The sequence below is a fragment of the Pseudomonas sp. DW-iso3 genome (assembly GCF_058725305.1).
In genome coordinates, this window is sequence record NZ_JBZXDZ010000010.1 from 197,714 (window position 1) to 218,423 (window position 20,710).

General features: G+C 61.1%; 21 protein-coding genes. 9 read left to right on the top strand and 12 right to left on the bottom strand.

The window, feature by feature from the left end; genetic code table 11:
- Nucleotides 1-19: 19 nt before the first annotated feature.
- The 3 genes from AC4PS7_RS26635 to arcD (AC4PS7_RS26645) form a co-directional block, all read right to left on the bottom strand.
- On the bottom strand, nucleotides 20-1,030 hold the full coding sequence (locus AC4PS7_RS26635; protein ID WP_010208131.1) for an ornithine carbamoyltransferase: 1,011 nt from the start codon (nucleotides 1,028-1,030) through the stop codon (nucleotides 20-22).
- A 69-nt stretch (nucleotides 1,031-1,099) separates the two neighbouring features.
- Entirely contained in the window at nucleotides 1,100-2,356 is a 1,257-nt protein-coding gene (gene arcA / locus AC4PS7_RS26640) for an arginine deiminase (protein ID WP_010208132.1), read from the bottom strand.
- Between the two features lie 25 nt (nucleotides 2,357-2,381).
- Nucleotides 2,382-3,809, bottom strand: coding sequence for an arginine-ornithine antiporter (gene arcD, locus AC4PS7_RS26645; protein WP_010208133.1), 1,428 nt, complete (start codon nucleotides 3,807-3,809; stop codon nucleotides 2,382-2,384).
- A 449-nt stretch (nucleotides 3,810-4,258) separates the two neighbouring features.
- Here arcD (AC4PS7_RS26645) and arcD (AC4PS7_RS26650) point away from each other — a divergent pair, with 449 nt between their 5' ends.
- Together arcD (AC4PS7_RS26650) and AC4PS7_RS26655 are read left to right on the top strand one after the other, a co-directional pair.
- Entirely contained in the window at nucleotides 4,259-5,686 is a 1,428-nt protein-coding gene (gene arcD, locus AC4PS7_RS26650; RefSeq protein WP_010208134.1) for an arginine-ornithine antiporter, read from the top strand.
- The gene (locus AC4PS7_RS26655) at nucleotides 5,683-6,546 is read left to right on the top strand and encodes a DNA-3-methyladenine glycosylase family protein (protein ID WP_010208135.1); all 864 of its coding nucleotides are present in this window, start codon (nucleotides 5,683-5,685) and stop codon (nucleotides 6,544-6,546) included. The genes arcD (AC4PS7_RS26650) and AC4PS7_RS26655 overlap by 4 nt, the downstream gene beginning before the upstream one ends.
- Before the next feature lie 114 nt (nucleotides 6,547-6,660).
- Here AC4PS7_RS26655 and AC4PS7_RS26660 read toward each other — a convergent pair whose 3' ends face one another.
- The 7 genes from AC4PS7_RS26660 to AC4PS7_RS26690 form a co-directional block, all read right to left on the bottom strand.
- A complete protein-coding gene (locus AC4PS7_RS26660; RefSeq protein ID WP_047542997.1) occupies nucleotides 6,661-8,010 on the bottom strand; it encodes a CoA transferase in 1,350 nt (449 codons plus the stop codon).
- A 37-nt stretch (nucleotides 8,011-8,047) separates the two neighbouring features.
- Nucleotides 8,048-9,391, bottom strand: a complete 1,344-nt coding sequence (locus AC4PS7_RS26665) for a sensor histidine kinase (RefSeq protein ID WP_010208137.1) — start codon at nucleotides 9,389-9,391, stop codon at nucleotides 8,048-8,050.
- A gap of 68 nt (nucleotides 9,392-9,459) precedes the next feature.
- Nucleotides 9,460-9,924: a hypothetical protein gene (locus AC4PS7_RS26670; protein WP_010208138.1), complete on the bottom strand. Its 465-nt coding sequence runs from the start codon at nucleotides 9,922-9,924 to the stop codon at nucleotides 9,460-9,462.
- 263 nt (nucleotides 9,925-10,187) lie between these two features.
- The gene (locus tag AC4PS7_RS26675) at nucleotides 10,188-10,865 is read right to left on the bottom strand and encodes a response regulator transcription factor (RefSeq protein WP_003193803.1); all 678 of its coding nucleotides are present in this window, start codon (nucleotides 10,863-10,865) and stop codon (nucleotides 10,188-10,190) included.
- A 7-nt stretch (nucleotides 10,866-10,872) separates the two neighbouring features.
- Nucleotides 10,873-11,280 carry an SH3 domain-containing protein gene (locus AC4PS7_RS26680; RefSeq protein WP_010208139.1) on the bottom strand — a complete coding sequence of 136 codons (408 nt, stop codon included), beginning with the start codon at nucleotides 11,278-11,280 and terminating at the stop codon, nucleotides 10,873-10,875.
- Nucleotides 11,281-11,386: 106 nt separating this feature from the next.
- Entirely contained in the window at nucleotides 11,387-11,686 is a 300-nt protein-coding gene (locus tag AC4PS7_RS26685; RefSeq protein ID WP_010208140.1) for a YciI family protein, read from the bottom strand.
- A gap of 1 nt (nucleotide 11,687) precedes the next feature.
- A complete protein-coding gene (locus AC4PS7_RS26690; RefSeq protein WP_010208141.1) occupies nucleotides 11,688-12,284 on the bottom strand; it encodes a septation protein A in 597 nt (198 codons plus the stop codon).
- Between the two features lie 87 nt (nucleotides 12,285-12,371).
- On the opposite strand from AC4PS7_RS26690, the gene AC4PS7_RS26695 reads away from it, so the two are divergent.
- From AC4PS7_RS26695 to rluB, 6 genes are all read left to right on the top strand, one after another.
- Nucleotides 12,372-13,235 (top strand): PHP domain-containing protein, encoded by an 864-nt coding sequence (locus tag AC4PS7_RS26695; RefSeq protein ID WP_010208142.1) that lies wholly within the window; start codon nucleotides 12,372-12,374, stop codon nucleotides 13,233-13,235.
- Nucleotides 13,236-13,248: 13 nt separating this feature from the next.
- On the top strand, nucleotides 13,249-13,878 hold the full coding sequence (locus tag AC4PS7_RS26700) for an L-threonylcarbamoyladenylate synthase (RefSeq protein ID WP_010208143.1): 630 nt from the start codon (nucleotides 13,249-13,251) through the stop codon (nucleotides 13,876-13,878).
- On the top strand, nucleotides 13,879-14,697 hold the full coding sequence (locus AC4PS7_RS26705; RefSeq protein WP_010208145.1) for a segregation and condensation protein A: 819 nt from the start codon (nucleotides 13,879-13,881) through the stop codon (nucleotides 14,695-14,697).
- A gap of 12 nt (nucleotides 14,698-14,709) precedes the next feature.
- Nucleotides 14,710-15,636: an SMC-Scp complex subunit ScpB gene (gene scpB / locus AC4PS7_RS26710; RefSeq protein ID WP_044287766.1), complete on the top strand. Its 927-nt coding sequence runs from the start codon at nucleotides 14,710-14,712 to the stop codon at nucleotides 15,634-15,636.
- 56 nt (nucleotides 15,637-15,692) lie between these two features.
- Nucleotides 15,693-15,884 carry a DUF1289 domain-containing protein gene (locus AC4PS7_RS26715; RefSeq protein WP_042571244.1) on the top strand — a complete coding sequence of 64 codons (192 nt, stop codon included), beginning with the start codon at nucleotides 15,693-15,695 and terminating at the stop codon, nucleotides 15,882-15,884.
- Nucleotides 15,885-16,028: 144 nt separating this feature from the next.
- Nucleotides 16,029-17,240, top strand: coding sequence for a 23S rRNA pseudouridine(2605) synthase RluB (gene rluB, locus AC4PS7_RS26720; RefSeq protein ID WP_010208149.1), 1,212 nt, complete (start codon nucleotides 16,029-16,031; stop codon nucleotides 17,238-17,240).
- A gap of 196 nt (nucleotides 17,241-17,436) precedes the next feature.
- On the opposite strand, the gene AC4PS7_RS26725 is transcribed toward rluB, so the two are convergent.
- Nucleotides 17,437-18,396 (bottom strand): CgnE/CgnB domain-containing protein, encoded by a 960-nt coding sequence (locus tag AC4PS7_RS26725; RefSeq protein WP_010208151.1) that lies wholly within the window; start codon nucleotides 18,394-18,396, stop codon nucleotides 17,437-17,439.
- Between the two features lie 73 nt (nucleotides 18,397-18,469).
- The gene (locus AC4PS7_RS26730) at nucleotides 18,470-18,607 is read right to left on the bottom strand and encodes a hypothetical protein (protein WP_003175756.1); all 138 of its coding nucleotides are present in this window, start codon (nucleotides 18,605-18,607) and stop codon (nucleotides 18,470-18,472) included.
- 639 nt (nucleotides 18,608-19,246) lie between these two features.
- Between AC4PS7_RS26730 and AC4PS7_RS26735 the strand changes: the two genes are divergently transcribed.
- Complete coding sequence (locus AC4PS7_RS26735) at nucleotides 19,247-20,668, top strand: amino acid permease (RefSeq protein ID WP_021491252.1); 1,422 nt, start codon at nucleotides 19,247-19,249, stop codon at nucleotides 20,666-20,668.
- Nucleotides 20,669-20,710 lie beyond the last annotated feature (42 nt).

Below are 20,710 nucleotides of genomic sequence, written 5' to 3' on the forward strand. Positions count from 1 at the left end.
GTGGGAGCGGTGTTGAGGGTTAGATATCCGCCAGCGCCGACACCAGAATCGCCTTGATGGTATGCATGCGGTTCTCCGCCTGCTCAAACGCGATGTTGGCCGGCGATTCGAACACGTCCTCGGTCACTTCCACGCCATTGGCCAGGTTCGGATAACGCGCAGCGATGTCCTTGCCCACCTTGGTTTCGCTGTTGTGGAACGCGGGCAGGCAGTGCATGAATTTCACGCGCGGGTTGCCCGAAGCTTTCATCATCTTGGCGTTGACCTGGTACGGCAGCAGTTGCTCGATGCGCTCGTCCCACGCTTCCACCGGCTCGCCCATGGACACCCAGATATCGGTGTGGATGAAGTCCACGCCTTTCACCGCTTCCTTAGGGTCTTCGGTGATGGTGATGCGTGCGCCGCTTTCTTCGGCAAACGCCTGGCACTGCTTGATGAAATCTTCGTGCGGCCACAGCGCTTTCGGCGCGCCGATGCGCACGTCCATGCCCAGCTTGGCGCCAATCATCAGCAGCGAGTTACCCATGTTGTAGCGGGCGTCGCCGAGGTAGGCGTAGCTGATGTCATGCAGCGGTTTGTCGCTGTGTTCGCGCATGGTCAGGGTGTCGGCGATCATTTGCGTCGGGTGGAATTCGGCGGTAAGGCCGTTGAACACTGGCACGCCGGCGAACTTGGCCAGTTCTTCGACGATTTCCTGTTCGAAGCCACGGTATTCGATGGCGTCGAACATCCGGCCCAGTACGCGGGCGGTGTCTTTCATGCTTTCTTTATGGCCGATCTGTGACGACACCGGATCGATGTAGGTGACGTGCGCGCCCTGGTCATGGGCCGCGACTTCGAAGGCGCAACGGGTGCGGGTCGAGGTTTTTTCGAAGATCAGCGCGATGTTCTTGCCCTTCAGGTGCGGACGCTCGGTGCCAGTGTATTTGGCGCGCTTGAGGTCGCGGGACAGGTCCAGCAGGTAGTTCAGTTCGCGGGTGGTGTGGTGCATCAGCGACAGCAGGCTGCGGTTGCGCATGTTGAAAGCCATGATGGATCTCCTTCTGTTTAGGTTATCCCCTTGGCCGGCGCCTTATGGGCGACGGCCAAGGCCTGGAAATTAATAGTCGATAGGGTCGCGGATGATCGGGCAGGTCATGCAGTGGCCACCGCCACGGCCGCGGCCGAGTTCGCCGGCACTGATGGTGATGACTTCCACGCCGGCCTTGCGCAGCAAGGTGTTGGTGTAGGTGTTGCGGTCGTAACCGATCACTACGCCAGGCTCCACCGCGACCACGTTGTTGCCGTCGTCCCACTGCTCGCGTTCGGCGGCGAAGCTGTTGCCGCCGGTCTCGACCACACGCAGCGCCTTGAGGTTGAGGGCCGCGGCGACGGTTTCGAGGAAGTTGGTTTTTTCCCGCTGGATGTCGATGCCGTGCGGCTTGCTTTCATCCGGACGCAGGGTGAACGGCACGATCTGGTTGACCACTTCGGGGAAGACGGTGACCAGGTCGCGGTCGCAGAAGCTGAACACGGTATCCAGGTGCATCGCCGCGCGGGATTTTGGCAGGCCGGCAACGATCACTTTTTCCACTGCCTTGTTCTTGAACAGGTTGCGCGCCAATTGGCCGATCGCCTGGTGGGACGAACGCTCGCCCATGCCGATCAGTACCACGCCGTTGCCGATCGGCATCACGTCACCGCCTTCCAGGGTGGAGGCGCCGTGTTCCTGATCCGGGTCGCCGTACCAGATCTGGAAGTCCGCGTTGGTGAACTCGGGATGGAATTTGTAGATGGCCGAGGCCAGCAGGGTTTCCTGGCGTCGCGCCGGCCAGTACATCGGGTTCAGTGTCACACCGCCGTAGATCCAGCAAGTGGTGTCACGGGTGAACTGAGTGTTGGGCAGCGGCGGCAGGATGAAGCTGGAATGCCCGAGGAAATCGCGGAACATTTCGATGGTCTTGCCCCCGAAGCTGCTCGGCAGGTCATCGGCCGACACACCACCGATCAGGAACTCACTGATTTTGCGCGGCTCCAGGCTGCGCAGCCAGGAGCTGACCTCATCGACCAGGCCCAGGCCGACTGTGTTGGCGGTGATCTTGCGCTCCAGGATCCAGTCCAGCGCTTCGGGGATGGCGACGATGTCGGTCAGCAGGTTGTGCATTTCCAGCACATCAATATCCCGCTCGCGCATCTTGGTGACGAAGTCGAAATGGTCGCGCTTGGCCTGGGCGACCCACAACACGTCATCGAACAGCAGTTCATCGCAGTTGTTGGGGGTCAGCCGCTGATGGGCCAAACCTGGGGAGCACACCATGACTTTGCGCAGTTTGCCGGCTTCGGAATGTACGCCGTACTTCACTTTTTCCGTGGTCATTTCAGATCCTCCAGTGAACACACAATTAAAGCGTCAGGAAGCCGTCGTAGAGGCCATAGGCAGCCACCAGGGCGCCAATGATCACTGCGGCGAAAATCAACTTCTCGACGTTGGTGAATATCGGTTTGCCCAGTTCACGCTTGGCCTTGGCGAACAGGATCGCGCCGGGGGCGTAGAGCAGGGCAGAGAGCAGCAGGTATTTGGTGCCGCCGGCGTAGAGCAACCAGACCGCGTAGATCAGGGCGATGGCGCCGATGAACAGGTCTTTCTGGCGCTCTTTGAGGGCGTTTTCGTAAGTCTCCCCGCGCACCGCCAGCAACAGCGCATACGCCGCCGACCACAGGTAGGGCACCAGGATCATTGAGGTGGCGAGGTAGATCAGCGACAGGTAGGTGCTGGCGGAAAACAGCGTGATTACCAGGAATATCTGCACCATCGCGTTGGTCAGCCACAGGGCGTTGGCCGGCACGTGGTTGGCGTTCTCCTTGCGCAGGAATTCCGGCATGGTGTGGTCCTTGGCAGCGGCGAACATGATCTCCGCGCACAGCAACACCCATGACAGCAGCGCCCCGAGCAACGAAATGACCAAGCCGACGCTGATCAGCACCGCGCCCCAGTGGCCCACCACATGCTCCAGCACGGCGGCCATCGATGGATTTTGCAGTTTGGCCAGCTCCGGTTGGGTCATGATCCCCAGGGACAGCACGTTCACCAGCATCAGGAACAACAGCACGGTGATAAAGCCGATCACGGTGGCCTTGCCCACATCGGAGCGTTTCTCGGCACGGGCCGAGAAGATGCTCGCGCCTTCGATACCGATAAACACCCACACGGTGACCAGCATCATGTTGCGCACCTGGTTCATCACGCTGCCCAGGTCCGGGTTTTTCAGGCCCCAGATGTCAGCGGTGAAGATGTCCAGCTTGAACGCGAACAGCGCGATCAAAACGAACAGCACCAATGGCACCACTTTGGCGACGGTGGTTACCAGGTTGATGAACGCCGCTTCCTTGATGCCGCGCAGTACCAGGAAATGCACAGCCCACAGCAGCACTGAAGCGCCTATCACAGCGGCCGGCGTGTTGCCTTCGCCAAAGATCGGGAAGAAGTAACCGAGGGTGCTGAACAGCAACACGAAGTAACCCACGTTGCCCAGCCAGGCACTGATCCAGTAACCCCAGGCGGACGAGAAACCCATGTAGTCGCCGAAACCGGCCTTGGCGTAGGCGTACACCCCACCGTCGAGGTCGGGCTTGCGGTTGGCGAGGGTCTGGAACACGAACGCGAGGGTCAACATGCCCACGGCCGTAATGACCCAACCGATCAATACGGCGCCGACGTCAGCGCTGGCGGCCATATTTTGCGGCAGAGAGAAAATCCCGCCGCCAATCATTGAGCCGACGACCAGTGCAACCAGTGCGCCTAATCGAAGTTTTCCGGGAGATTCAGACATCGCATAACTCCAATGCAGGAGAAGAGAGACCACAGAATAAATCCGTGCGCTAATCAAACAGCTGACTCAGATCACTTCATTGGCACATTCCATTGTGAATTAATGACTTAGGGTGCAAAGCCGTGGGCAATAGTTTTCCGCGCAAAGGTGCTTTCCAGAGCGATCTCTGCGGTATTGGTTAATCATTTAGTGCTACGTGTGGACGTTTTAAACTAGCCCGTTTTCCCGAATGTGCAAACTTTTCATAAAGGCGACGATAAGGAACTAAGAAGCGACAGAGTAGTCGTCGTATTTAAATTCTAAATAAGCCTAAACCCGATAAACTGTCATGCCCTTGGGGTATTAGCGCAGTGTTTTTATCGCGGTCTCTAATAAACGCTACACTCGCTGGGTTAATTAGTTGAGTGCACAGTTGTCGGCTAAAACTTTTTATTCATTCAGGAGTGTTCATGTCCCAACCCGCCCAGAAACTTCGGCTCAGTGCCCTGATCGCCCTGGTAGTGGGGTCGATGATCGGTGGGGGGATTTTCTCGTTGCCGCAGAATATGGCCGCGCGAGCCGAGGTAGGCGCGGTGCTGATCGGTTGGGCGATCACCGCCGTGGGCATGTTGACCCTGGCCTTTGTGTTCCAGACCCTGGCCAACCGCAAGCCCGAATTGGACTCGGGCGTGTATGCCTATGCCAAGGCGGGCTTCGGCGATTACATGGGTTTCTCCTCGGCCTGGGGTTACTGGATCAGCGCCTGGATGGGCAACGTGGGTTACTTCGTGTTGCTGTTCAGCACCCTCGGTTATTTTTTTCCGATATTCGGTCAAGGCAACACGCCGGTGGCCATCGGCTGCGCGTCCTTGCTGCTGTGGGCCGTGCATTTCCTGGTGCTGCGTGGGATCAAGGAGGCCGCGTTTATCAATCAGATCACCACCGTGGCCAAGATCGTGCCGCTGCTGATGTTTATCGTGATTGCCGGCGTGGCCTTCAAGGCCGAGATCTTCACCCGTGATATCTGGGGCGTGGGCAACCCGAATATGGGCAATGTGGTGGACCAGGTGCGCAACATGATGCTGGTCACCGTGTTTGTGTTTATCGGTATCGAGGGCGCCAGTGTCTATTCGGCGCGGGCCGAGAAGCGCTCGGACGTGGGTCGCGCCACGGTGATCGGCTTTCTGGGCGTGCTGGCGTTGCTGGTGCTGGTGAATGTGCTGTCGCTGGGCATCATGAGCCAGCCGCAGCTCGCACAACTGCAGAACCCGTCGCTGGCAGGTGTGCTGGAACACATCGTCGGCCCCTGGGGCGCGATGGCGATCAGCATCGGCCTGGCGGTATCGCTGCTCGGCGCCTTGCTGTCCTGGGCATTGCTGTGCGCGGAAATCCTCTACGCCACGGCCCATGACAAGACCATGCCGGCCTTTTTGAAAAAGGAAAACGCCAACCAGGTGCCGGTCAACGCGTTATGGCTGACCAATGTCATGATCCAGGTCTTCCTGGTGATCACCCTGTTTTCCCACAGCACCTACACCACCCTGATTTACCTCGCCTCATCGATGATCCTGGTCCCGTACCTGTGGTCGGCGGCCTATGCGGTGCTGTTGAGCGGGCGCGGCGAAACCTACCAGGGTGCCCATGGCCAGCGCATCAAGGACTTGCTGGTGGGCCTGATTGCCCTCGGCTACGCGGTGTGGCTGCTCTACGCCGGTGGCTTGAAGTACCTGCTGCTGTCTGCGCTGTTGTATGCACCTGGCGTGATCCTGTTTGCCCTGGCCAAGCGTGAGCAGGACCAGCCCCTGTTTACCCACGTGGAAAAAGGCATTTTCAGCTGCGTGATCGCCGGCGCTGGGCTGGCGGCGTATGGGTTGTATAGCGGAGTGTTGTCGTTGTGAGACTGGCGTATCAGCCGCCGTATGACTGGGCAGCGATGTTGGGTTTTTTGTCGGCGCGGGCGATCACTGGGATGGAGACCGTGGAGGCTGGCGTGTATCGGCGCAGCATCAGCGTCGGCGGGCAGCATGGCTGGATCAGCGTTGCGCCGGGGGCGGGTGATTGGCTGGACGTTGCGGTGGGCTTTGCGGACAAGGCGGCCTTGCCCGAGATCCAACGGCGCTTGCGCAAGATGTTTGACCTGGACGCCCAGCCGCAACGGATCAACCCGCAACTGGCGACTGACCCGTTGATGGCGCAACTGGTTGCGGCGCGGCCGGGCTTGCGCGTACCAGGCACCTGGGATGGCTTGGAGCTGGCGATCCGAGCAGTGCTGGGCCAGCAAATCACCGTGGTGGCCGCGATTCGTCTGGCAGGCAAACTAGTTGCGCAATACGGTCAGCCGCTGGCAACGCCGTATGCCGGTATCACCCACGTGTTCCCCACGCCGGACGTCTTGGCGGCGGCCGACCTCGCCACCCTGGGGATGCCCAAGGCGCGCGGGCGCACGTTGTCGGGCGTGGCCCAGGCGTTGCTGGATGATCCTGAGGTGTTCGAACCCAAGGCCAGTCTCAAGGAGGGCGTCGCAAGGCTGGTGGCGTTGGCGGGGATTGGCGACTGGACCGCGCAGTACATCGCCATGCGCCAGATGCGCGAGGCGGATGCGTTCGCGTCGGGGGATATCGGGTTGATCAATGCGCTGGCGGCGCTGGAGGGCGGGCCGGTGTCGGCGCGGCAGTTGCTGATGCGGGCCGAGGCGTGGCGACCGTTGAGGGCGTATGCGGCGCAGCATTTGTGGACGTCGTTGCAACGGTCAGATTGATAGTGTCTGTACTGGCCTCTTCGCGAGCAAGCCGCTCCCACATTTTGACCGAGTGCATCCTTTGGAATGCGGTCGAATGTGGGAGCTGGCTTGCCGGCGATAGCGGATTTCAGCTCACCACTGTGCCCGGTGCGACCCCAATTCCCCAGCCGGTAAATCCCACTGCAACGGTGTGCCGCTGATGGTTACTGGCGCAAGCAATCGGTGCGCCTGGCCCCAGGCTGTTTGCTCCACCACCAAACCCTGATCGCTCAGTTCCTCGGCACGCAACGCCGGCTGCTCCGGCACCTGTCCCGCCTCCACCAACAACTTCGCCGTGCGCGCCAGCGACAACCGTGCCGAACCGCCGCGCCCCGACTTCAAGCGTTCGCTCAAGGCTTGAACCGCACTGGCCGCCATCAAGTAACCGGTGGCGTGATCCAGGGCCTGCAACGGCAACGGCACCGGTTTGTCCGCCTGTTTCCAGGCCATGCCTGCGTCGGCAATGCCGCTGCTCATCTGCACCAAACTGTCGAAACCCCGGCGATTACGCCATGGGCCGCTCCAGCCGTAGGCGTTGAGGCTCACGTCGATCAGGCCGGGGGCGAGGGTCTGCAGGGCGCTGGCGGTGTAGCCCAATTGCTCCAGGGCGTCGGCGCGGTAGCCGTGGAACAGGATGTCGGCGTCCTTGAGCAGGTTTTCGAACACCTGCCGGTCTTCGGGGCTCTTCAAGTCCAGGCGGGCGCAGCGTTTGCCCAGGGTCATTTCCGGCACTACGCCGGGTTCGTTCCAAGTGGGCGAGTCGATGCGCAGCACGTCCGCGCCCAGGCCCGCAAGAAAGCGACTGGCCACGGGGCCGGCCAGCACGCGGGTCAGGTCCAGTACCTTGATGCCCGCCAGCGGCCGCGCCACTGAGCCGAGCCAGGGTTTAACGCAGGTGGTTTCATCGGTCTGGCGCTGCACCAGCGCCTCGGCATTCACTGCCAGCCCTTGGGGATGCGACTGCCAGGCCTGCCACGAACGCATCTGCGCTGCGCAACCACCCTCGTCGACAATCGCCTGCTCCAGCTCAGCTGCTTTCCATTTGGCCACATAGGCGGCCATCTCGATGCGGTCGGCGGCTTTGCCCAGTACCCGCTCGGCGGCCGCGCGGTGATGGGGGGCGTTGGTGTGCAGGCGAATCCAGCCATCGGCGCTGGCGTAGTCGCCGGCCACCGGGTCCCACAGCGGTGGGACCTCCCAACCTGTCGGGCGAATCGAGGAGGAGAACCAGAAAGACGCGAGGCGCCGGTCCACACTGACGCTGGGCAGGCGCCCGGTCTGTTGCTGGATCAACTGGGCCACGGCTTGGCCGGCGGCGCCGATGCTGGCGCTGGCCAGGTCGGTCACGGCGAAGATCGAGGGCAGGGCGCCAGCTTCGGTAAAGGTCAGCGGCGTTTGTGGCAGATCAAGTGCGGCTTGGATGGGAGTCAGCAGGTCAGTCATCAAAGGCCCTCCTCAAGAGAAGGGTCACTATAGAAGATCAGGCCGGTGTGACAACCCCGGGTTCCAGTGGCAGGTCGATGCTGGCGACAAAGCCGCCGCCTGGGTGGTTGGCCAGAATCAGGCTGCCGCCATGACGTTCGGCGGCGCGACGTGCAATCGCCAGGCCCAGGCCGTGGCCTTGTGCGGTCTGGCCGGGGGCGCGATAGAAGGGCTCGCCCAGCTGGCTCAAGTGTTCGGCCTCAACGCCGGGGCCGTGGTCGCGTACGCTGATCAGGATCCGATCACCCTGACGCTGCGCCTGCAGTTCAATCGGCTGGCCCTGGGGATTGAAGCGCTGGGCATTGCGCAGCAGGTTATCCACCGCGCGTTCGATCATGGTCGGCCAGCCCTTCAGGTGCAGGTCGGTTTCGGCGTTCAGTTGCACTACCTGGTCCGGTGCGCCGAGTTGGGCGTCCTTTTGCAAGGTTTTGAGCAAGGCAGTGAGGTCGACCTCTTCGGCGCTGGCGTTATCGGCATCAACACGGGCCAGTACCAGAATTTCACTGATCAAGGCTTCCAGCCGGTCGCACTCGCGGGTCAGGCGCGGCCAGAGTCTTTCCCGCTCTTCGGGGCTGGCGCGTTCGGCCAGCGCCAGGGCAATACGCAGGCGCGCGAGGGGCGAGCGCAATTCGTGGGAGACATCACGCAGCAATTGGCGCTGGCTGCCAATCAGGCTTTGCAGGCGGGCGCCCATGCGGTTGAAGTCGGTGGCCAGCACGCCGAATTCATCGCGGCGATTGGCCAGGCGCGCCAGGCTGTTCTGCTGGTAGGTGGCCTGGCCGAGGTCATGCACCGCGCCGCGCAAACGGCTGAGGGGGCGAGTGATGGACAGTGTCACCAGCAGGCTGAACAGGGTCAGCACCACCAAGGCAATCGCCAGCGCGCTCAACGGCCACAAAAGGCTGCTGCGGTGCCAGGCGTCGAGTTCCGGGTGGGGGATGCGATAGATCAGCAAGTAAGTGTCGCCGGTCTTTTCGCTGGTGTACTCGGCGGTCAGGCGACGCCAGGGCAGGTGGCCGTCCTGGCTGTCATTCTGGCGCGCTTCGAAGGCAGCGGCGCGGCGCGGGAAGGTGCCGCGTACCACCGGCTCGCCGCTTTCATTCAGCACTTGCACGTCAATGTGATACTGGCGTTTGCGCTGTTGCAGCAGGTCCTGGGCCGCGTCCTCGCCCTGGGCTTCGTAGAGCTGGGTCCACTCTTCGGCCAGGTTATTGAGGCCGGGGTGACGGCTGAGAATCCAGGCATCTTGATTGAGCATATGCCCAAGCAGGATCGACAACCCGGCAACCAAGGCGATGGCCAGCCAGAAACTGGCCAGGATGCGCCAGAACAATGAACGCACAGGAAACCCTCAAACAGGAAAAGCCCAGCGGCGGGGGCCACTGGGCTGGGAGCGTTAACGCGGGAGCATTATTGCGCTTTTTGCGGCTGTTGCGCTTTCCAGGCCTGGAATTCCTTCCATTCGGCGCGACGCTGTTCCTGCTGCTTGACGATTTCGTCGAACTTCTTCTGCTGGTCAGGCTTGAGGACCGCACGGATGTCCGCCTGGGTTTTCTGCTTGCCGGCGGCGATCTCGTCCTGCATGGCTTTCTGGTCAGCGGCTGGCAGTTTGTCCAGGTACTTCTTGGTCAGGTCTTTGCGGGCGTGCCATTGGTCACCCATCAACTTGCCGATCTGCTGGCGCTGTTCCTTGCTCAGGTCCAGTTGGCTGAACGGGCCGCCTTTGCCACGCGGACCGTGTTCACCGCCGTGGCCCGGGCCACCCATCATGTGGCCGGAAGGTTCGCCCATCGGGCCTGGGCCTTCAGGCATTGCCGCCATGGCAGCGGTGGGCAGGGCAGCGGCGAACATCAAAGCGATAAGGGTCTTGCGCATGGTGATTCTCCTGTCTCTATTCCGGTGAGTCCGGATGTGAGTAGATTACGGAGATCAAGGTCAGCGGCGGTCAGGTGTGGGTAAAGCTTCGGTAAAGAGGGATTTGTCGGTAACTGACAAAACTATCAGCGCCGAGCGTATCCCCTGTGGGAGCTGGGTTGCCTGCGATGCAGACGACTCGGTACCACAGGCACACCGAGTCGATCCTGTCGCTGCCTCGCTAAAGCTCGGCAGCTCCCACAGGGTTCGGATCGGTGTCGCGATTAGAGGCTGTAGTAGTAGCCGCGGCTGCGCAACGCCACGATCCGTGGCCGGCCATCCGGGTGCGGGCCGATCTTTTTGCGCAGGTTGCTGACGTGCATGTCCAGGCTGCGATCGTACAGGGTCAGCTTGCGGCCCAGGGCGATCTGCGCCAGTTCCTGCTTGTCCAGCGGTTCGCCGGGCTGGCGCAGCAAGGCTTCCAGCAGGCGGCTTTCGGAGACGGTGAGGGCGAATTCCTGCTCGTCGATGCTGACCACGCCGCGCACCGGGCTGAAGCACAGGTCGCCCAATTCGAGCTGGGTCGACACGGCGGCCGGATGGCTGCGGCGCAATACGGCACGCAGGCGGGCGGTCAGCTCGCGCGGGTCGCAGGGCTTGGCCAGGTAATCATCCGCGCCCAGTTCCAGGCCGAGGATGCGGTCCAGCGGTTCGCCTCGGGCCGAGAGCATCAGCACCGGCAGCTCCGGGTGGTCGTTGCGCAATTGCTTGAGCAGCTCAAGCCCGCTGCCGTCAGGCAGCATCACGTCGAGCACCACCGCTGCCGGAGCGCTGTCGGCCAAGGCTTTGCGGGCGCTCAAGCCATCATGGCAGGCGCGCACCTGGAAGCCTTCCTGGCTCAACCAACTGGTCAGCAGCTCACAGAGCTCCTGGTCATCATCTATCAGTAACAGCTCGCTCATGACTCACTCAATTTAGCCATTGTCGACGGCGACGGTGCCCACCGCTGGCGAAGATCCCGCACAGCAGGGCGATCAGTGCGACGGCCCCGCCGGTGACGAACCACTGTTGCTGCTCAGTCAGCCAGCGGGTCAAGGCGCCGCCCTGTGTCTCTTTGAGTTGCTGGGCCAGGCGTTGGTTCTCTTGGCGAAGGCGACTCAATTGAGTGCTTTCACGGCTAGCGTCGGCACTTTGCAACTGCTTGCTCAGTTCTTCGCGTTGGCGTTCGCTTTCTTTCAAACGTTGCTGCAACTCGGTGATCTGGGCGCCGGCGCTCAAGGACAGGGGCGTGGAGCTGCCGGTGTTCGAGGTTTCTTCAGCGTGGGCCGTAGCCCCGATCATTACCACTGCCAACAGACACAACTGACGTAAGCGCATCGGAACTCCTGATTCCACACGAATATTCAGAATGTTGTCGGCAGGTTACCGAGAATAATGAGCAATTAGGAGTACGCCGAACCGATTAGGCTCGGCGCGGCCGTTATCAAGGCAGGACTTGCTTGAATGGCTTGATCACAACGTCAGCGTAAACCCCGGCTGCCACATAAGGATCAGCCTTGGCCCAGGCCTGGGCATCGGCCAGGGAGGCGAACTCGGCGACGATCAGGCTTCCGGTGAAACCGGCCTCGCCTGGGTCGTTGCTGTCTACCGCAGGGTGCGGGCCGGCCAGCACGATTCGGCCTTCGGCCTGCAGCTGCTTGAGGCGCTCGACATGGGCCGGGCGTACGCTCAGGCGTTTTTCCAGCGAGTTGGCCACGTCGGTGGCAATGATGGCGTAGAGCATGTCAGTCCTCGGTTTTAGGCGTGGTAGGGGCGACGTCATGCAAGTGGCGCGACAGGTAGATGCCCTGGCCCACCAGGAACAACACGGTCATGGCCAGGCTGCCGAACACTTTGAAATCGACCCAGTAGTCCTGGAAGGTAAAGGCCACGAACAGGTTGGCGGCGCCACAGAACAGGAAGAACACGATCCAGGCTACGTTCAAGCGTGTCCACACCGGGTCCGGCAGGGTCAGCGCATGGCCCATGATCCGTTTGATCAGCAGGCGATCACCGATAAAGTGGCTGCCGATAAACACCAGCGCGAACAGCCAGTTCACCACCGGCGCTTTCCATTTGAGGAAGGTTTCGCTGTGAAACGCCAGGGTCAGGCCGCCGAAGACCAGGCACGCGACCAGGGTGAGCCATTGGCTTTTTTCCAGCTTGCGCTGGGAGATGAAGATGGCGCCGTAGACAACGATGGAGCTGATGATCAGGACGGCGGTGGCGCTGTAGATGCCCCCGAACGACAGCTCATGACCGGCGATTTCGATGACCCTGGGGTCGAGTTTGGTAACGATGAAAAACAGCAACAGCGGGATGAAGTCGATGAATTGTTTCACAGTAAGAGCCAGAAGCTGGATGTGGCGGCATAATAACAAACATCCTTGGTAGCGAAAGCGCCAGCTGACTTGAGGTTACACATCCCCGTGAATGTTGATTTGCACTGCCACAGCACGGCCTCCGACGGCGCCTTGGCGCCCGCGGTACTGGTTGCGCGTGCGTTTGAAAAAGGCGTGCGAGTCCTGTCCTTGACCGACCACGACACCCTCGAAGGCCTCGACGAAGCCCGCGAAGCCGCCCATTCATTGGGCATGCAACTGGTCAATGGCGTGGAATTGTCCTGCACCTGGGGCGGCGCCACCATTCATGTGCTCGGCTATGGTTTTGATCAGCAAGCCCCGCCGCTGGTGCAGGCCATCGCCGATTTGCACGATGGCCGCTGGCTGCGGTCCGAAGAAATAAGCCGCAAGCTCAGCCTTAAAGGCATGCCCGGCGCCCTGGAAGGTGCCCGCGCCATCCAGCAGGACCTGGGTGACAGTGGTAATGCACCGGCCCGGCCGCACTTTGCTGACTGGATGGTGCGGGAAGGTTTTGTCAAAGACCGCGCCGAAGCCTTCCGTAAATGGCTGGGCGCGGGCAAGTTGGGGGATGTGAAGCAACACTGGCCGACCCTGGAAGACACCGTCGGGACCTTGCGGGCCTCCGGCGCCTGGGTCAGCCTGGCGCATCCCTGGCATTACGATTTCACGCGCAGCAAGCGCCGCAAGCTGATCAGCGACTATATTGGAGCGGGCGGCCACGCGATTGAAGTGGTCAACGGGCATCAACCTGCCGAGCAGGTCGGCAGCCTGGCGATTCTTGCTCGCGAATTTGGTCTGCTGGTCAGCGCCGGCAGTGACTTTCATGGCCCAGGTGGGTGGTCCGAAATCGGCGAGTATCGCCAGGTACCTGAAGACCTGCCGCTTTTGTCGGGGCGATTCAAGCATGACCCCATTATTGCCACCGTCTGAACAGGTAGAACACGTGAGTCAATTCTTCCAGATTCATCCGGAAAACCCCCAGGCGCGCCTGATCAAACAGGCCGTCGAGATCATTCGTGCCGGCGGCGTGGTGATCTATCCGACTGACTCGTCCTACGCCATTGGTTGCCAGATCGGCGACAAGGGCGCGGTCGAGCGTGTACGGCGCCTGCGCCAGCTGGACGACAAGCACAACTTTGCGCTGATCTGCAGCGACCTGTCCCAGCTTGGGCTGTTCGCCAAGGTCGACACCGGCACCTTCCGCCTGCTCAAGGCCCACACACCAGGGCCCTACACCTTTATTCTCAATGCCACCCGCGAAGTGCCGCGCCTGTTGCTGCACCCAAAGAAGCGCACCATCGGCCTGCGGGTGCCGGAACACCCTATCGCCCTGGCGCTGCTGGCCGAGTTGGGTGAGCCGCTGATGAGCGTGTCGCTGATCCTGCCCGGTGAAACCGAGCCGCTGTACGACCCATACGAAATGCGTCAATTGCTGGAAAAGCAGGTCGACCTGATCATCGACGGCGGCTACGGCGGCAACAAGGCCTCCACCGTGATCAACCTGGCCGACGGCGAACCCGAAGTGATCCGCGTGGGTTGCGGCGACCCGGCGCCGTTCATGGTCGAGGCCTGAATGTCAGCCGTGGAAACCGTTGACCCCCAGGCGGGCGCCCAGCAGGAACTGCCGTTTGCCATGGTGTATGGCCAGGCGGTCATGGAGATGCCGCTGGACTTGTACATTCCGCCGGACGCCCTGGAAGTCTTCCTTGAAGCCTTCGAAGGCCCGCTGGACTTGCTGCTGTACCTGATCCGCAAGCAGAACATCAATATCCTCGACATCCCGGTGGCGGAAATCACTCGGCAGTACATGGGCTATGTCGAGCTGATGCAGTCGGTACGCCTGGAACTGGCCGCCGAGTACCTGGTGATGGCCGCCATGCTCGCCGAGATCAAGTCGCGCATGTTGCTGCCGCGCTCGGAAACGGTGGAAGCCGAAGAAGACGATCCGCGCGCCGAACTGATCCGCCGCCTGCAGGAATACGAGCGTTTCAAGGCCGCTGCCGAAGGTATTGATGGCCTGAGCCGCGTGGGTCGCGACGTGGTAGTGCCCAAGCTCGACGCCCCCGAAGCCCGCGCGCGCAAACTGTTGCCCGACGTGAGCTTGGAAGAGTTGTTGATGTCCATGGCCGAGGTGCTGCGCCGTGGCGATATGTTTGAAAGCCACCAGGTCAGCCGTGAGGCGCTGTCCACCCGCGAGCGCATGAGCGACGTGCTGGAGCGCCTCAAGGGTGGCGGGTTCGTGCCGTTCGTCGAGCTCTTCACCGCCGAAGAAGGGCGTCTGGGGGTGGTGGTGACTTTTATGGCGATCCTCGAATTGGTCAAGGAGTCCTTGGTCGAGCTGGTCCAGAATGAGCCTTTTGCGGCTATCCACGTGCGGGCGCGAGCCGAATAAAGAGCTGAATCGATGAATCTGACTGAACCCCGCGAACTGGCGCCGCTGCTGGAGGCGTTTCTCCTGGCCTCGGGCAAACCGCAATCCCTGGAGCGCCTGTTCGAACTCTTTGAAGAAGCCGAGCGCCCCGAGCCGCCGGTATTCAAGAAGGCGCTGGAGATCCTGCGCAAATCCTGCGACGGTCGCGCCTTTGAGTTGCGCGAAGTGGCATCGGGTTATCGCCTGCAGATCCGTGAGAAGTTTTCCCCGTGGGTCGGCCGCTTATGGGAAGAACGCCCGCAGCGTTATTCGCGGGCGATGCTGGAGACCATGGCGCTGATCGCCTATCGCCAGCCGATCACCCGGGGCGAGATCGAAGATGTGCGTGGCGTGGCGGTCAACAGCCATATCGTCAAGACCCTGCTGGAGCGCGAGTGGATCCGTATCGTCGGTTACCGCGACGTGCCCGGTAAACCGGCAATGTTCGCCACCACCAAGGTGTTCCTCGACCACTTCAACCTGAAGAACCTCGACGACCTGCCGCCGCTCGCCGAACTGCGCGAAATGGAGGCCGAGCCGGTGCTCGACTTCGACGACGCCCCGGTCCCGGCCAGCCTGCAGGAAATGGCCGATGCTACCGCCGAGCCGGAAGAGCCCAAGGACGAGACCAGTTTCCATACGCTGTTGCTGGAACTGGATGACATGGAACAGGGCATCAAGACCGACTTCGACGACTTGTTGCGTGATGGCGCGGCGGAGCCTGAAACCCAAGTGAACGTGGACGTAGAGCCCGAGGTCGAACCCGAGCCCGAGGAAGACATCCTCGGCGTGGCCGAAGCCCGGGAAAAACTCCTGGCTGCCGTCGCCGCCCTCGAACAGCCGCCGCTGAGCGACGAAGAAGACGAAGCCCGGGCCCTGGCCGAAGCCATCGAGGCCGAGCGCCGCCAGTTCGAAGACTGACGCGATCCACCAGCCACCGCTCCCACATTTGATTATTGTTGCCAGGGAGAAATCATATGAGTTCAACCAAAGACCCTTGCATCAGCGTCTGCAAATTCAGCGACGACATCTGCCTCGGCTGTGGCCGCAGCAAGCGCGAAATCCGTGCCTGGAAGAAACTCGACAAGGTTGATAAGCGCACCGTCTTGGCCGAAGCCGAGCTGCGATTGCTGGCCCTGGGCGCCACCGGTCGGCGGAAAAGCAAATGACTTGGGTCTTATCGACTACTCTCTGATGCGCAACGCGCGCCATGCGCGTATGATTCGCGACCCTTTGCTGATGTATTCGGCCAAAGCCCCGCTTTCAACACTCTTCAGGCCACGCCTGAATCGACCCACCGGGAGGTGCTTAAGATGAACGACAAAGACCAGAACGACAGCCAGGAAATCGGCCCAGCAGGCGAAAAACTGCAAAAGGTGCTGGCGCGTATCGGCGTGGGCTCGCGCCGCGACGTCGAAGCCTGGATCACCCAGAAGCGCATCAAGGTCAACGGCGTCGAGGCCACGCTCGGCCAGCGCGTCGACCTGCACGATGCAATCACCATTGATGGCAAGGTCATCAAGCGTGAAGAGGCTGCCGAATCGGTGCGCCGCGTGATCATGTACAACAAGCCCGATGGCGAGATCTGCACCCGTGACGACCCGGAAGGCCGTCCGACCGTGTTCGACAAGATGCCCAAGCCTAAAGAAGGCCGTTGGATCAACATCGGCCGTCTCGACATCAACACCACCGGTTTGCTGATGTTCACCACCGACGGTGAACTGGCCAACCGTCTGATGCACCCGTCCTACGAAATGGACCGCGAATACGCCGTGCGTGTGCGTGGCGAAGTCGATGACGAGATGATCGAGCGCCTCAAGGCGGGCGTGGTGCTGGAAGACGGCCCGGCCAAGTTCACCGACATCAAGCAGGCACCAGGCGGCGAGGGTTTCAACCACTGGTACCACTGCGTGGTGATGGAAGGTCGTAACCGTGAGGTTCGTCGCCTGTGGGAATCCCAGGGCCTGGTGGTCAGCCGCCTGAAGCGCGTGCGTTTCGGCCCGGTGTTCCTGAACTCCGACCTGCCGATGGGCCGCTGGCGCGAAATGAGCCAGTACGAAGTCGACATCCTCAGCGCCGAAGTCGGCCTGACGCCGGTCGCGATGCCGCAGATGAACGCCAAGAGCAAAGACAAGCTTGAGCGTATGCAGCGCAAATCGTCGCGCCCTGTGGCGCGCACCGAGCGTGTTGCCCGCACTCTGCGCCCGGCGCTGAATGCTCCGGCGACCGGTGGTCGTATCTCCCGTGAGCCGCAGATCGAAGGTGAGCGTCGCCCAACCGCGCCGTCACGTCAGGAAGGCGAGCGTGCGCCACGTGCGCCGCGTCCTGCCCCGGCGGGTGGTCGTAGCAACCGTGGTGAAGCCGATCGCCCGGCTGACAACGCCAGCACCAAGCGTCCAGCCAAGCCGGCGGCGAACAAACGCCCTGGCCCGAAACTGGTCGCGGATGAGCCGTCGGGCAAGCGCCGTGGCGCCCCGGCGGGTTCGGGTCAGCGTCCTGGTTTTGGTCGCAAGAAGCCGCAGTGATACCGTAAGCGCTGCACAAAAACGCCAACCCTAGGGTTGGCGTTTTTTTGGGGTCTGACATTTGGTAACCCAATCAAATGTGGGCGCTGGCTTGCCTGCGATCGCATCACTGCGGTCTGTCTGATAGACCGAGGTGCCTGCATCGCAGGCAAGCCAGCTGCCACATTTAGAGCCTCAGCGTTCATGAGGTCAGTGTTTAGAACGCAAACCTGCCATCAAACACCGGCTTGTCATCCAGCGCCAACACCCCACTGGAAAAGATCAAATCCAGGTGATGGCTGCCTTTCTGCCCGCCACCCAGGCCCAGGTGCAACCCGCAATGGCGCTCCTCAAAACCGGCATTGCGCGCATACAAGTCCTTGACGCCTTCGTTGGTGCCAATCCCTAACTCCTCGACACGCCGGTTGGACGGGTTGGCATTCAGGTACTTGTTGAAATCATCCGCCAACCCCGGCACGTCACTGGCCACGCTGCAAATGGTCGAGTTCTCGATCCACAGTTCCAGCGGTGACTCCAGCACCCCATATTTACGCGCGAACGGGATGGTGCTGAGAAAGGTACCGACAAACCGCACTTGGCCGTTGATGGCTTCGCTGTGGGTGGCGATCTCGCCGGGGGCCAGGTCGTGGTTGCCGACGCCGTTGATATTCGTCCACTTCTTGATGCTGCTCATCGGCGCTTCCAGGCGTGAGCCGTGCTTGTCGGTAAAGCTCAGCACCGTGGCTTGGGACATGCGCCGGATCAGCGTGGCGTTGAGGTCGGCAATGCGCTGGGGCTCGACGCTGAAGGTGTCGTAGAAGTAGTCGCCGTAATCCTTGAACAGCAGGGACTTTTTCCAGTGCTCGGCCATCACGCCTTGCAGGGCGCGGATAAAGTCCGGGCCTTCGGCGCGTGGGTTGGGCAAGGTAGAGGAGTCGTAAAGAAACAAGTACAGGTCGCAGGCTTCGATGGCCTCGGCCAGGGTGTCGCTGGCGGCCAGGTCCAGACGCTGCACCTGGAAGTTGAAACGGGCGGCGCTGCTGTGGGTGATCGCCTGCGCGATGGCGTCGTAGCGTTCGGTATGGCCCAGCAACACGGTGGGGCGGCTCAGGCCATTGAGGGCCGGGTGATGCGCGAGGTAGTAGAGAAAGTGTTCGACGGCGCGGGCCTTGTCCATGACGTGCTTCCTTTTGTGCCTTGGGTAAGGGGGCAGGTGCCGTGCACAGCACCTGCCGGATGCCTGCCGGTGTTTAGAATGGCCACATCGCGGTGCCGAACGGCACAACGGCGTCGGCTTGCATCATTTCAACGGCGGCCTCATGGGTCGGCGCTTCAAACCAATCGTCGAGTTGCAGTTCGGTTTCCAGGTCGTTTTCCAGTGCTTGCATGGTGTATCTCCTAGAGGACGTTGTTTGAGGACGGCTTGCCAACGGGCTTCGCTGGCAAGTGGAAAGAACCTAGGAGAGAGTGTTTCAAAATGCAAAATTTTTATTGACACGGTTTCATTTGGATTTTTTGTTCTGTTTTTTCGTTCCGATTTTTTCTTTAGGAAATTCAGTGAGCTGTCGCGGCTAAATTGCGGGAAGTTTGCGCGCGACAATTTTTCTTCAAATCATGGCTGTAACGTTATTTTTCCGTGCTGTAACGATTAGTTTACGTGTAAATGGCGACATTCTGGGCCGATCCTGCCCTGTAAGGATTACCTGACAGATCGTCGCACTCGCCTTTCGAGGGCGCCCTCAAGCTGTCGAGCGGTGTACAATCCGCCGCGTTTTACTGTGACCCCCCTTGCGTAACCACGCAAAAGGCCAAGACCTCAGGGTTTACCCACCCTGATCACTCCGCCTGGCCACGAGCCGGACGGGTTCGATTTCGTCACAGATAAAAACAAACAGGTGACGCATGACCGTTAGAAAGACGCTGTACTCCTGGTGCCTGCGCTGGGGTTTGAGCGGCGCTGCTTGAGTCGGTAATTCAAGGCAGCAACCTGCATTCAACATCATCAAACCTTGCGTGAGAGCCTTTTCATGAGTGTTTCCCCTTCCTCTTCAGGCGAGCTGAAACGCGGCCTGAAAAACCGGCATATCCAGTTGATCGCCCTGGGTGGCGCCATCGGCACCGGCCTGTTCCTCGGTTCGGCCGGGGTGCTTAAATCCGCCGGCCCGTCGATGATCCTGGGCTATGCCATCTGCGGCTTCATTGCCTTCATGATCATGCGCCAGCTCGGCGAAATGATCGTCGAAGAGCCGGTCGCCGGTTCCTTCAGCCACTTTGCCCACAAGTACTGGGGCGGCTTCGCCGGCTTCCTGTCGGGCTGGAACTGCTGGATCCTGTACATCCTGGTGGGCATGTCGGAGCTGACGGCCGTCGGCAAATACGTGCACTACTGGTGGCCGGAGATCCCGACCTGGGTCTCGGCCGCAGCCTTCTTCGTGCTGATCAACCTGATCAACCTGGCCAACGTCAAAGTCTTCGGTGAAGCCGAGTTCTGGTTCGCCATCATCAAGGTGGTGGCCATCGTCGGCATGATCGCCCTGGGCAGCTATCTGCTGGTCAGCGGCACCGGTGGGCCACAGGCCTCGGTGACCAACCTGTGGGAGCATGGCGGATTCTTCCCCCATGGCGTCGGCGGGTTGGTGATGGCCATGGCAATCATCATGTTCTCTTTCGGTGGCCTGGAAATGCTTGGCTTTACCGCGGCTGAAGCGGACAAACCGCGCACCGTGATCCCGAAAGCGATCAACCAGGTGATCTACCGCATCCTGATCTTCTACATCGGCGCTTTGGTGGTGCTGTTGTCGCTGACGCCGTGGGACAGCCTGTTGGCGACCCTCAACGCCTCCGGCGATGCCTACAGCGGCAGCCCGTTCGTGCAGGTGTTCTCGATGCTGGGCAGTGACACTGCCGCGCACATCCTCAACTTCGTGGTCCTGACGGCCGCGTTGTCGGTGTACAACAGCGGGACGTACTGCAACAGCCGCATGCTGCTGGGCATGGCCGAGCAGGGCGATGCGCCCAAGGCATTGGCGAAGATCGACAAGCGCGGCGTACCGGTGCGTTCCATTCTCGCTTCGGCGGCGATCACCCTGGTGGCGGTGCTGATGAACTACCTGATCCCGCAACACGCGCTGGAACTGCTGATGTCGCTGGTCGTGGCGACGCTGGTAATCAACTGGGCGATGATCAGCTTCTCCCACTTCAAGTTCCGCCAACACATGAACCGCACCGGCCAGGTGCCGTTGTTCAAGGCGCTGTGGTACCCGTACGGCAACTATGTGTGCTTGGCGTTCGTGGTGTTTATCCTGGTGATCATGCTCATGATTCCGGGCATCCAGGTGTCGGTGTTCGCGATTCCGGTGTGGGTGGTGTTTATGGCGGTGTGTTATGGGATCAAGAACAAGCGTAGTGCGCAGCAAGCGTTGGCGCCGGCTGCTTCACCAGTGAAGTGAGGCCTGCGTGAGATCAACCAAACCCGGCCATGCGCCGGGTTT